General features: G+C 71.2%; 9 protein-coding genes. 6 read left to right on the top strand and 3 right to left on the bottom strand.

Annotated elements, in window-relative coordinates; all coding sequences use genetic code 11:
- The 4 genes from AC16DP_RS36035 to AC16DP_RS36050 all read left to right on the top strand — a co-directional run bounded on the left by AC16DP_RS36035 (position 1) and on the right by AC16DP_RS36050 (position 6,874).
- Positions 1-3,075 carry a hypothetical protein gene (locus AC16DP_RS36035; RefSeq protein ID WP_329733806.1) on the top strand — a complete coding sequence of 1,025 codons (3,075 nt, stop codon included), beginning with the start codon at positions 1-3 and terminating at the stop codon, positions 3,073-3,075.
- On the top strand, positions 3,065-4,708 hold the full coding sequence (locus AC16DP_RS36040; RefSeq protein WP_329733805.1) for an SWIM zinc finger family protein: 1,644 nt from the start codon (positions 3,065-3,067) through the stop codon (positions 4,706-4,708). The genes AC16DP_RS36035 and AC16DP_RS36040 overlap by 11 nt, the downstream gene beginning before the upstream one ends.
- A gap of 279 nt (positions 4,709-4,987) precedes the next feature.
- A complete protein-coding gene (locus tag AC16DP_RS36045) occupies positions 4,988-6,583 on the top strand; it encodes a reverse transcriptase family protein (RefSeq protein WP_329733804.1) in 1,596 nt (531 codons plus the stop codon).
- Positions 6,584-6,610: 27 nt separating this feature from the next.
- A complete protein-coding gene (locus tag AC16DP_RS36050) occupies positions 6,611-6,874 on the top strand; it encodes a hypothetical protein (RefSeq protein ID WP_329733803.1) in 264 nt (87 codons plus the stop codon).
- A 251-nt stretch (positions 6,875-7,125) separates the two neighbouring features.
- Here the strand turns inward: AC16DP_RS36050 and AC16DP_RS36055 are convergent, their stop codons facing one another.
- Together AC16DP_RS36055 and AC16DP_RS36060 are read right to left on the bottom strand one after the other, a co-directional pair.
- Positions 7,126-7,713 (bottom strand): GAF domain-containing protein, encoded by a 588-nt coding sequence (locus AC16DP_RS36055; protein ID WP_329733802.1) that lies wholly within the window; start codon positions 7,711-7,713, stop codon positions 7,126-7,128.
- Positions 7,714-7,858: 145 nt separating this feature from the next.
- A complete protein-coding gene (locus AC16DP_RS36060) occupies positions 7,859-9,283 on the bottom strand; it encodes a M48 family metalloprotease (RefSeq protein ID WP_329733801.1) in 1,425 nt (474 codons plus the stop codon).
- Positions 9,284-9,437: 154 nt separating this feature from the next.
- On the opposite strand from AC16DP_RS36060, the gene AC16DP_RS36065 reads away from it, so the two are divergent.
- Both AC16DP_RS36065 and AC16DP_RS36070 read left to right on the top strand, forming a co-directional pair.
- Positions 9,438-10,067 carry a hypothetical protein gene (locus AC16DP_RS36065; protein WP_329733800.1) on the top strand — a complete coding sequence of 210 codons (630 nt, stop codon included), beginning with the start codon at positions 9,438-9,440 and terminating at the stop codon, positions 10,065-10,067.
- Positions 10,068-10,232: 165 nt separating this feature from the next.
- Positions 10,233-11,414: a phospholipase D-like domain-containing protein gene (locus AC16DP_RS36070; RefSeq protein WP_329733799.1), complete on the top strand. Its 1,182-nt coding sequence runs from the start codon at positions 10,233-10,235 to the stop codon at positions 11,412-11,414.
- Positions 11,415-11,662: 248 nt separating this feature from the next.
- Here the strand turns inward: AC16DP_RS36070 and AC16DP_RS36075 are convergent, their stop codons facing one another.
- The gene (locus AC16DP_RS36075; protein ID WP_329733798.1) at positions 11,663-11,899 is read right to left on the bottom strand and encodes a hypothetical protein; all 237 of its coding nucleotides are present in this window, start codon (positions 11,897-11,899) and stop codon (positions 11,663-11,665) included.
- Between the last annotated feature and the right edge of the window lie 63 nt (positions 11,900-11,962).

The raw sequence follows: 11,962 nt of genomic DNA on the forward strand, positions 1-11,962 counted from the left end.
GTGAAACTGCTCGAGCAGGTGGCGCTGCTCTTCCAGGAAGGGAAGAGCGACAAGGTGTACGAGGTGGACCTCCTGGAGGTCTCCCCCGGCCAGTGCGTGGTCAACTTCCGCTACGGGCGGAGGGGCACCGCGCTCAAGGACGGCTCGAAGACGCCCGTGCCCGTGCCCCAGGCCGAGGCCAGGCGCGTCTTCGACAAGCTCGTCCAGTCCAAGCTGGACTCGGGTTACGTGCGCGCTGGAGCCCCCGGCACGCCCGTGTCGCCACCCACGCCTCGGGCTCCCGCCGCCCCGCCTCCGAGCGTGGAGACTCCGGCCGGCCTGTCGCCCCGGGAGAGCGCCCTGCTGGCGCAGTTGCAGCAGGAGGCCAATGCCCGGCAGTGGTTCCGCCGCGCCAACGTGCAGGCCCAGTCCCGGCCCCTGGATCGCGTCGTCTGGCGCGTAGGCGAGCTGCGGCTGCGCGCCGCCGAGCCCCTGCTGCTGCCCCTGCTGGAGGGAGTCTCGCCCCTGCGGGCCTACACCGCCGCCGCCGCCCTGGGGCGCCTGGGCTCGGAGAAGTCCGTGTCCGCGCTCGGGAAGCTCCATGGGGACAGGGCCACGCCGGACATGGTGCGCCGCATGGCCACCGAGGCCCTGCTGCAGCTCTCCGACGAGGCCACCCGCGCCGACTTCCGCCGGGACGTGCTGAACAAGCTGAACTTCACACTGCGCGAGCCGGCCCTCGCCGGAGACGCCGAGGCCTTCGGCAAGGCGCTCGACGCGCACCTCGCCTCCGGGACGCAGGACGCGTTGAATGTCCTCGAGCCCCTGTACCTCGTGGACTCGGAGACGGTGCGGCCCGCCCTGCTGCGCGTGCTGCGCACCGTGCCCTTCACCGTGCCATCCGTGAAGGTGCTGCGCCACCTCTTCAAGGCCGCCGAGTACCGCCGCGACGGGGAAGTCTTCGGCCTCATCGCCTGGCGCTACGAGAAGGAGCGCACGCTCGGGAGCAGCCGGCCGCGCGCCTACACCCTGGAGACGCGCAAGTACCTCCGGCGCCGGGTGTGGCGCACGCTGCGCCGCCTGGGCGAGCTGGAGAGCCCGGACTTCGTGAAGATGGCGGTGGGTGTGCTGCTCGCCTTCAGCGACGCGGACGCCGCCAGCCCCCGCACCACGGGTCATGGCCGCTCCCTGCAGCAGTGGGACGCCTGGTGGCCCTATTGGGCCTTCAACCACCTGCTGTACCGCCACAGCCCGCGCTACGAGCCCGTGGAGAACCCGCTCCTCTTCCGCTGCAAGGGCTCCCATTACCCCGGAGCGCGGGCCCCCGAGGTCCGCGAGGAGGCCTTCCCCACGCTGTGGGAGCGCACCCCGGCGGGCCTCTTGCACCTGCTGGACGAGAGCCGGTGCGCCCCGGTGCACGACTTCGCTTCCCGCGCGCTGCGCGCCTGCCCGGACTTCCTCGCCCGGTTGGACGTGGATGCCGTGGCCATGCTGCTGGAGCGCCCCTACGAGTCCACCGCGCGCCTCGGCTTCGACCTGGCGTTGCAGCGGCTGGATGCGCGGCGCGAGCCCCGGGCCCTGCTGCTCGCGGTGGCGCGCTCCTCGTACGCCCCCGCCCGCCAGCAGGCCTTCCGTTGGATGGACGAGCTGCGCCATGTCCTCATCGAGGACTCCGGCTTCGTCGCCGGGCTGGCCACCGCTCGGCACGCGGACACCCGCGCCTATGCCGCCAACCTCGTGCGCGGCTCCGTGCTCTCCGAGCCGTCCCTGCGCACGCTCGTGGGCCGGCTGGTGGCCGCGCTGCTGTCCCTGAAGGCCCAGGAGGATGGCCCCATCGCCTCGGACGTGGCCCGCGTGGTGCTCGCCGCGCTGGGGCCCTCGTCCCGCGTGGTGGGGCTGGAGGTGGTGCGCGACCTGCTCGCCCATTCCGTGCCCGAGGTGCGGGAGCTGGGCGGCGAGCTGCTGCTGCGCCGCGACCTGCGCACCGAGCCCATTCCGGACGAGCTGCTCCTCCTGCTGGTGCAGTCCGAGCACGCGCCGCTCCGGGCCCTGGGGCTGCGGCTGCTCGCGCTCCTCTCCGAGTCCGAGGCCACGCTGCTCGCCCAGGAGACGCTCCTCATCCGCCTGGCCACCAGCCCCGTGCTGGACGTGCGCGTCGCGATGCGCCCGCTGCTCGGGAGGCTCGTGGCCGTGAGCCCCGCCGCGGGCGCCCGGGCCGTGGAGACCCTGCTGGCCGCGCTGCTGCGCCGCCGCCTGCCGGAGGGCATTCCGGCTCACATCTCCGCGCTCCTCTCCGGAGAGCTCGCCCCCGCGCTCGCCGCGCTGCCGGTGGAGACGGCGTGGCGGCTGCTCGACTCCGAGGACGGGGATGCGCAGACGGTGGGCGCTGCGCTGCTCGCCCGCCATGGCGCGGTGCTGGCGGTGGACGTGCCGCGCGCGGTGAAGCTCGCCGGGCATGACGTGGTGGCGGTGCGCGAGTGGGCGTGGCGCTGGCTGGAGTCCCATGTCCCCGAGGTGCGCGCGGAGCTGGCCACGGCGGTGGGCCTGCTGGACTCGCGCTGGGACGATGCCCGGGCCTTCGGCTTCCGCTACTTCCGCGAGCGCTTCGCCCCGGAGGACTTCTCCCTGGAGGTGCTCGTCTCCGTGGCGGACAGCATCCGCGAGGACGTGCGGGCCTTCGGGCGGGAGATGCTCACGCGCTCCTTCCGCGAGGAGGACGGGCCCGAGCTGCTCCTGCGCCTGTCCGAGCACCCCGCGCCTTCCGTGCAGCTCTTCGCCACCACGTACCTGGACCGTTTCGCCACCGGGAAGCCGGCCCTGGTGGAGCAGCTGGCGCCGTACTTCATCCGCGTGTTGAGCCAGGTGAACAAGGGCCGCGTCGCGCGCCAGCGTGTGCTGGGCTTCCTCATGCGCGAGGGCCGTGGCTCCGAGGCCAGTGGCCGCGTGGCCCTGGAGGTGCTGCACCGGATGTCAGCCACCATCGCGATAGAGCATCGTGCCGCGGCGCTGGAGGCCATGCTCTCCATCTCCAAGGCGCAGCCGTCGCTCCCCATGCCCTTCGTCATCCGCCCGGTGGAGGTCCGCCGTGCAGTTTGAGTACTCCTACGCGGGCAGCACCACGGTCCAGAACCGGGGAGACAGCACCGCGCTGTCCTTCTCGCCGGACGTGAAGCGGCCGCCCACCTTCTTCTCCGGCGAGCTGCGCCAGAACGTGGCCTTCCGCGAGGCCATCTCCGCCCTCCACGACGTGGTGGTGTCGGACCTGCGCTTCAAGCCCAAGGACAAGACGGCCTACAAGCTGTGGGCGGCGCAGCAGGAGCAGGTGGACCTGGCCGCCATCGCCGCGCAGCGCCAGTCGGTGGCCAGCCGCCTCAAGGCCCTGCGCGAGGAGCTCACCGCGCTGGAGCAGGACAGCTCGCGCCGCATGGCCCCCTTCTACGAGGCCCGCGCGCGCTACTTCCGCTATCTCTACGAGAAGAACCGCGACTTCTGGTTCGTGTTGGATCCCGTCATCACCGTCCACCCGGACGAGTGCTTCTTCGAGTGCTTCAGCCAGGACGAGTCCAGCTACGGCCGGCTCGGCGCCAGCTACGAGGTGTTCCAGAACGTCGGCGAGTTCTCCTGCGGCACCACCAACATCGACTACTCCTCGCCGCTGTACGACGAGTTCCAGAAGATCCGCTCCTACAAGCGCACGCGCTTCGAGGTGGACCCGAGCGGCTTCACCACGCAGACGGGCACGGACACGGCGTACAAGGAGGTGAAGATCGACCTCCCGGACTCGTGGGTGCGCGGCTTCCTGCAGGTGAGCTCGGCGATGGCGCTGCCGGCGGTGCGCTTCTCGCTGCACCCCATGGACGTGCACAACTTCCTCTTCATCCTCGAGCGGCACAAGGAGAAGAAGGGGCCGCGCTCCATGCGCTACGTGCTGGCGCCGGGGCAGCCGGTGAAGGTGGTGTTCGAGCCGTGGGGCACGGAGGTGGTGTGCCGGCGCTCGGTGTACGAGGGCGAGGGCACGCACGACATCCGCGTGTGGGGCCGCCGCCGCCTGGGCGTGCTGGAGCGGCTCATCCCCGTGGCGAAGCGCTTCACCGTGCACCTGCTGGGCACGGGGCTTCCGTCCTTCTACGTGGCGGACCTGGGGGACCTGTCCTTCACCCTGGGCCTGTCCGGCTGGACGGCCAATGACTGGTCCACCTCGGGCAACTTCGATTTGCTGGCGCCGCGCGGGCAGGTGGACGAGTTCACCCGCCGCCGCGTCTTCGACGCCCTCAAGGAGACGTGGTCCGCGAAGCCCGAGGCGCTGGCCTCGAAGCTGGGGCTGGAGCGGGGGGCGGTATTGGGCGCGCTGTCGGCGTGGACGCAGGCGGGGCGGGCCATCTGGGATTTGAACAAGGGCGTGTACCGGGCACGCGAGCTGAGCCGCGAGCCCCTGCCCCTGGACACGCTGCGCTTCTCCAACGAGCGCGAGGAGCGCGCCACGCGCTTCCTGGACGCCCGGGCGGTGGACGTGAAGGCCCGGCCCGGGGCGGATGGCTCGCTGGAGCTGAGCGGCACGGTGAAGGAGGGCGCGAAGGTGCTTCGTCCCTCTTTGCGGCTCGACGCGGACCAGCGTATGGTTTTCGGCGAGTGCACGTGCAACTTCTTCCAGCAGAACAAGTTGTTCCGGGGGCCGTGCGAGCACCTGCTCGCGCTGCGGCTCCAGCACTCACGGGTGTCTCGCACATGAGAAAGGGGAGGGTTCGCGCACGCGGCGGTCAGGGGGCAGTCCCTTGCAATCCGGACGGTGTTTCGCCGTCCATGCGTCCTGGCCTGTCATGCATCACTGGCCCGCTCTTCACTGTGCGGTACCTCCCTCCCTGTGGCGGCAGCGCTGTCGACCTCGTTGGTCCTGCGCGCCACAGGGAGGGGGTACCGCTTGAGTTGAGACGGTCCAGTCCCGAGAGCAGTACGAAGGCGCTCTCTGACCGCCGCGTGGACGGACTCTCCCCTTCTCATCAGGCCCACCATGTCCTCCCAGCCTCCGCGTAACCGGCAGGAGCTGTACGACCGCATCCGCGCCGGCTCCAAGGACGAGGTCGTCCTGGAGGAGATGATTCGCCTGGGCTTCTGGCCGGCGCGCAGCGAGCGCCCCGGGGACCCGGTGGACGTGGTGCGCCGCCGCAACGAGCTGCAGGCGGAGCTGCGCGCGCTCACCACCGAGCAGAGCCGCCTGGGCAACCTGGAGGCGATGAAGCGCGAGCTGCGCAAGCGGCGGCTGGAGGAGAGCCGGCGCAAGCAGCGGGAGACGAAGGAGCGGCGCGAGCGCGAGCGGCTGGCGCGGGCCGCGGCCTGGAAGGAGCGCAAGGGCAAGGAGCTGCTCTTCCTGGGCCGGGGCGTGTCCGGCGGCCTGAGCGAGCGCACTCCGGACGAAGCGAAGCTCACGCGCCTGGGGCTGCCCGTGCTGGCCACGCCGGAGGTACTGGCGCAGGCGCTCGGGTCGAGCGTGGGGAAGCTCCGCGCGCTGTGCTTCACGCGCACCGCGTCCACCACCAGCCACTACGTGCGCTTCCAGCTGCCCAAGAAGACGGGCGGCACCCGGCTCATCTCCGCGCCCCTGCCGCGCCTCAAGGCGGCGCAGGCCTGGGTGCTGGAGAACATCCTCGAGAAGGTGCCCGTGCACGACGCCGCCCACGGCTTCCGCGCGGGACGCTCCATCGTCACCAATGCCCGGCCCCACGTGGGCGCGGGCGTGGTGGTGAACCTGGACCTGAAGGACTTCTTCCCCTCGGTGCTGTACCCGCGGGTGAAGGGCGTCTTCGCGAAGCTCGGCTACAGCGAGGCCACCGCCACGGTGCTGGCCCTGCTGTGCACCGAGCCGGACGTGGAAGAGGTGGAGCTGGACGGGCAGCGCTTCTTCGTCTCGCAGGGCGGACGGCGGTTGCCCCAGGGCGCGCCGACGTCGCCCGCGCTGACGAACATCCTGTGCCGGCGGTTGGATCGCAGGCTCTCCGGCGCGGCGCGCAAGCTGGGCTTCGTCTACACGCGCTACGCGGATGACCTCACCTTCTCCGCCCCCGGGCCCGGGCCGCACGATGCCGGCGAGCTGCTGCGCTTCGTCCGCTGGCTGGTGCGCGAGGAGGACTTCACCCCGCACCCCGACAAGACGCGCGTGCTGCGCCGCGGCCGGCAGCAGGAGGTGACGGGCGTCGTCGTCAACGACAAGCCCGGCGTGGACCGCGAGACGCTCAAGCGCTTCCGCGCCTTGCTGCACCAGCTCGAGAAGAGCGGGCCCGAGGGCAAGCGCTGGGGCAACGGCGGGGATGTCATCGCCTCCGCCGTGGGCTACGCCAACTACGTGGCCATGGTGGACCCCGTGAAGGGCAAGGCGTTGCAGCAGAAGGCCCGCGCCCTGGAGGCCCGCTACGGGCGCCGTCCCTTGCCGCCGCCGCGTGGGAAGGGGACGAAGGGGGCGGCACAGGCCGGGAGCTCCGCGCCCGCGTCCTCTACGGCTCCGGCCCAGGCTCCCGAGACTCCGGCGGCGGCTCCCCCGGCTCCGGCCACCCCGGACAGCGGGCAGAAGCCCACCGAGCCGCCGAAGAAGAAGTGGTGGAAGCTGTTCTGAGCCGGGACTCGCGGTAGGGTCCCGCGCGTGAATCAAGAAGTCGTCGATACGGACATCGTCATCCTGGTGGTGGGCGCGGTGCTGGCGCTCGGGGTCCTCTACTGGCTCCTCACTGGCAACGAGGCCAGCCGCCTGAAGGACGCGTACTTCCGCAGCGTCCACCTCCCGCGGGCCCAGGCCGAGGAGTCCCTCGCGCGCCACCTGGCACGTCTCCAGGAGAAGCACCCCGGCAAGTCCGAGGCCTGGTACCTCCGCCGCGTCCTCGCCGACCTGCAGCGCGACCGGCGATAGCCCGCGCGCCTCGCCCTCCGGGGCTTGTCAGGTTCCGGGTGGGGATGGTGTTATGTGTACACCATGTGTTCGTGCAAAAAGAAGCGGCCTGGACCGCTGAGGAACAGCGGTTCCAGGCCGGGCTCGTGAGGCGCTGAGATGGGGGGGAACCCGAGGCCTCGATACCCTCACCCCGACCCTCTCCCGAGGGGAGAGGGAGGGTTCTCGCGATAGGGGTTTCGCGGGAGGGTTCTTGTGGTGCTGGGCGGGGGTTAGCGCGTGCCCGTCGCCGCGCAGCGCTGCATCATGCTCTCGAGGTCCTGCCGCGTCTGCGCCAGCTGCTCGCGCCGCATGTCCTGGCGCAGCGCGTTCGACAGCGAGCGCGACAGCGTCCGGACGATGGTCAGCTCATCCGACGACCACCGCCGCTCCTTCTGGCAGTCGTCCAGCCGCAGGAAACCCCACCACTGGCCGTTGATGTTGCCCACGTTGATGGGGCTCAGCAGCACCGACTGCACCCCCTGCGCCTCCAGGTTCACCTGCAGCGGCCCCTGGATGTTGCGCACCAGGTCCCAGACCGGCTGCCCGCGCGAGAGCACCTCCACCCAACCCGACATCTGATCCTTCAGCGGGAACGTCTGGATGAGCGGCGTCATCGGCGCCGAGCCCCACGCGTGCCGCAGCGGCGCCAGGCGCTTGCCCGGCATCGTCGCCGTGCTGTTCTCGTACACCACCGCCCGGTCCACCCCGATGGCCTTGCCCACCATCTCGATGGCCGACATCACCGCCTGGCCAGAGAATCCGTGCTCCACCAGCAGCTTCGAGGCCTCGGTCACCTTCGTGAATGCTTCGAGCGACATCGCATCCTCCGTTCCGAGGGGGGTATCCCGGACTTGAAACAGGAAAACAGGACTGAGCCGACTTCTCAGTGACTCATGAGTTCATTGAACATCAAGTAGGTTCTGGCTGTCAAGCATATCTGGATTTTGCCAGCTCTTCTGGAATTCAGCGGGGGAGCACGCCCCCCACGACGCGCTTCACCGTCCGCCCCGCGGGGATCGTGTCACCCGGGTTGAGTCCATTGACGGTGGCCAGCTCCTCCAAGGGGAGGGTGGAGGGGTGGCGGGCGTTGAACTGCTCCAGGGTCATCGGCTCGCCGGGCGTCACCAGCTCGATGCGCGCCGGCTGCACGCCGAGCACCGCCGGGTCATTCAGCTCGCGGAAGCTGGAGAGGGTGGCGCGGAAGGCCGGCTCATGGGTGGCGAGCTGGCCGGCCGCCGTGTAGCCGATGAGCTGCCAGGTGCTGCCGCCATGGGAGACGAAGGCCGTCACCCCCTGGAGGACGCCCTGCTCCGTGCGGGCCTCGAAGTAGCGCGAGAGCGGGGGCAGGCCCACGGGGGCCACGGGGAGCGGCTGCACGGCCTGGTTCGCGAAGAACTGTTGCAGGGCCTGCTCGGGAGGGACGTTGCCCACCACGGCGAGCCCCACGAGGGCGTCCTGCTGCGGGCTGACGGCGAGCACCGCCTGCGTCTGGTTGGACATCCGCCAGCCCGGGGGGAAGTCCAGCTGGAAGCGCAGCTCCGGGTGGAGGAAGCGCGACCCCTGGAAGAAGCCCTGCCGCGGGTTCTCTCCGTAGGGCATGCCCTGGAGCAGGCGCAGGAAGGGCTCGCGCTCCACCCGGAGCGTGGCGGTGTCCAGGTTCAGCGTGGCCAGGCGCCGCCGCGTCTCCTTCAGACGGTCCTCCGGGTTGGGGTGCGTGGCCAGCCACGTGGGGAGCCGGCTGCCCTCGGCGCCGCTCACGCGCGAGAGCATCTGGAAGAGGCCCACCATCTCGCGTGGGTCGTAGCGCTCCTCCAGCATGTAGCGCAGGCCCAGCTCGTCGGCCTGGGTCTCCGCGTCCCGCCCGTACTTGAGCAGCATCAGCTGCAGACCGGCCGAGGCGAGCCCGCCGTACCGGGCCAGGTCCGGCACCAGCACCGTGCCCAGCCCCAGGCCCAGCTGCGAGAGCTGCGCCCGCGTTATCTGCGAGGCCGAGTGCCGCGCCGTGACGTGGCCGATCTCGTGTCCCAGCACCGCCGCCAGCTCCGCCTCGGAGTTGAGGTGGGTGAGGATGCCGCGCGTCACGAAGATGGGGCCGCCCGGCAGGGCGAAGGCGTTCACCGTGGGATCGTCCAGCACCTGGAAGCTCCAGGGCAGCTGCGGCCGCTCCGACTTCGCCGCGAGGCTCCTGCCCACCCGGGCCACGTACTCCTGCGCCGCGGGGTCCGGCAGCAGCCCGATGGACTGCCGCGCGTCCTGGGCCCCTTGTTTGCCAATCTCGATTTCGTCCTGCGTGGACACGAGGGACAACTGCCGTTTGCCGGTGACGGGGTTGCGCACACACGCGGCCAGGGCGAGCAACAGACACGGGAAGAGAAGTCGTCGGGACATGTTCCAGGGCGGATACGTCTGGCGTCCGGCGCCCACCAGTCCCACCCGCGGCGGGAGGTGGATGGTGGACAGAGGCGCGCATCGGAGGGCCCGGCTCGGTTAGCCTCTGGTCATCCGGCGCCCGCCGCCAGGCCCGGACAGGAGGTCCCGACGGATGGAGAGCCTGGAGTCACGCCTGGAGCTGCTGGAGCGCCGCTGCCGCCGCCTGCAATCCGTCACCCTGGCCGCGCTCGCGCTCGGGGCGCTCGGTGTGGGCGTGGCCGTGCTGCGCCCCGTGGGGGCCTCGACGGGCGGGGAGCTGGTGGCCTCGCGCCTCACCCTCATGGACAGCCAGGGCCGCACCCGCGCCACGCTCTCGGCCCAGGAGGGCGGTGAGGGCGGGCTGGTGCTGCACGACACCCAGGGCCATCCCCGTGCCCTGCTCGGCGTGGACGCCAGCGGCTCGCCCCGGCTGCGCTTCGCCACCGCCGAGGGCTCCATGCTCGCCGAGCTCACCGTGTACTCGGACGAGGCCCCGCGCCTCGTGCTCGGCAATAACGGTGGCTCCGAGTTCTTCTCCGTGGGCCTGATGCCCGATGGCTCCTCGCGCCTGGAGCTCGCGGACGAGGACGGGCGCCCGCGGGCCATTCTCGGGGCCGACGAGCACGGTGCTCCCGGGCTGCTGCTCGTGGACCGCAAGGGCCAGCCCCGCGCCTCGCTGCGCGTGTCTCCCAAGGACGACGCGAGCCTGGTGCTCGAGGGACAGGACGGCCAGGTGTTCCGCGCTCCGTCCTCCGTCCAGTAGTCCTCACGAGGGGCGCAGGCAGGCAGGCGGGCACGGCGCTTCGCGAGGGCTTCCCCGGCCCGGCGTCGTCCCTACCTTCCCACGGTCATGGAATCGCCACCGATGGAAGCAGAGGGCTGGGAGACTCCTGACCACCGCAACCGCCAGCATGAGATGCGTGGTCCCATGGCGCTGCCGCCCGGCCTGGGGGCTTTCAATCATGCGCTCTATCAGTCCACCCGCGTGCGGCTCGAGCCGGGCCACCGCGTGGAGCTGGTGGAGAACGGCGCCATCTTCGACGAAATCGTCGAGGCCATCCGCCAGGCCACCGAGTCGGTCCACATCCTCGTGTTCATCTGGCGGCCCAGCGAGCCGTCCAATCGCATCGTGGAGGCGCTGTGTGAGCGCGCGCGTGCCGGAGTCGCCTGCCGCGTCATCGTGGACCCCGTGGGCAGCGAGGAGGTCCGCGGCGAGCACGACTTCGATCCCATGGTGGAGTGGCGGCTGCGCGAGGGCGGCGTCGAGGTCCACTACTTCCGGCCGCTCTCGGGGCGGTGGCTCGGCCGGCTCTTCGGGCGGACGCACCACAAGCTCGTCCTCATCGACGGGAAGGTGGGCTTCACCGGGGGCTTCGGCATCTGGAAGTCCTGGCAGGGCCAGGGAGACAGTCCCGAGGAGTGGCGCGACACCAACGTGCGCGTGGAGGGCCCCGCGGTGCGCGACATGCAGATCGCCTTCGCGCGCTCGTGGCAGGAGTGTGGCGGCGCGCTGCTCCCGGAGCGCTGCTTCCCCGAGCCGTCCGGCGAGGGCGAGGGCGATACCTGCGCGGGCTTCGTGGAGAGCATCGGCGCCTCCGGCATCTCCGAGGCCGAGCGCATGCTGCGCATGGTGTTCGCCGAGGCGCGCGAGCGGCTGTGGATCGCCAACGCGTACTTCACCCCGCCCAAGGCCATCCTCGAGCAGCTGCTGGAGAAGCGGAAGCAGGGCGTGGACGTGCGGGTGCTCGCGGCCGGGCCCGTGCACGACTGGCGCATCGTCCGCGCCTCGCAGCGCGCCACCTACGAGCGGATGCTGAAGGGCGGCGTGCGCATGTGGGAGTACCAGCCCTCCATGATGCACTCCAAGACGGTGCTCGTGGACGACTGGCTGACCGTGGTGGGCTCCACCAACCTGGACGCGCTGTCGCTGCACCGCATGCGCGAGGGCTCGCTGGTGGTGGCCGACCGGAGGCTCGCCGCGAAGCTGGCGCGGTGCTGGGCGCGGGACCTGGCGCACTCGAAGGAGGTGACGCTCGCGAGCGGTGGGCGCACCAACCCATGGCGGCGCTTCGCACGGCGGGTGACGCAGCTGCTCGCCGTGGACCGTTGAGGCTCCGTGAGGCCGGCGGCCTCAGCGCGCGCGTGCGGATGGACAGGAGGCAGCCCACGAGCTGCTCGAAGAGGCTCGCATGGCCGCGCTCCGCCAGCTCGAACATGGCGGCGTCCGCGAAACCCCGGATGGACTCGCGCACCCGCGCGAGCACCACACCGAGGTCGAAAGGCTCCTTGTCCGCTCGGGAAGGAGCCTCCGGGGCTGCGCGGGCCGTCCGTCCGCTGCGGCTCGCCGGGGCCCGGAGACTACGGGGAGCCCGCTTTCGAGCTGCCGGGGGCATGGATCTTCCGGGTGTCTTCCTTACCCGGCTTGTTGGGGCCGCCGTGGGTGCCGAACTCGCCCGCGTTGCGGTGCTTGGGGTACTCCTCGTCATCCCGGCGCTCGCGGCCCTGACCCGAGACGTCACCCGAGTCCACCTTCGGGTTCCGCTTCTCCTGGTCCTCGCTGGCCTGCAGCTTTCCCTTGTCCTGGTCCTGTGCCATCCGGGCACCTCCTGTTCCCGGTGAACATGGGGATGCCCCGTGGGGCTGGCCGCCGCGTACTGC

The sequence above is a fragment of the Archangium sp. genome (assembly GCF_057119385.1).

Excerpts from the sequence above, each read along its gene's own strand:
- AC16DP_RS36045 (WP_329733804.1), top strand. The coding sequence starts at position 4,988 with ATGTCCTCCCAGCCTCCGCGTAACCGGCAGGAGCTGTACGACCGCATC.
- AC16DP_RS36055 (WP_329733802.1), bottom strand. The coding sequence starts at position 7,713 with ATGTCGCTCGAAGCATTCACGAAGGTGACCGAGGCCTCGAAGCTGCTG.
- AC16DP_RS36060 (WP_329733801.1), bottom strand. The coding sequence starts at position 9,283 with ATGTCCCGACGACTTCTCTTCCCGTGTCTGTTGCTCGCCCTGGCCGCG.
- AC16DP_RS36065 (WP_329733800.1), top strand. The coding sequence starts at position 9,438 with ATGGAGAGCCTGGAGTCACGCCTGGAGCTGCTGGAGCGCCGCTGCCGC.
- AC16DP_RS36070 (WP_329733799.1), top strand. The coding sequence starts at position 10,233 with ATGGCGCTGCCGCCCGGCCTGGGGGCTTTCAATCATGCGCTCTATCAG.
- AC16DP_RS36075 (WP_329733798.1), bottom strand. The coding sequence starts at position 11,899 with ATGGCACAGGACCAGGACAAGGGAAAGCTGCAGGCCAGCGAGGACCAG.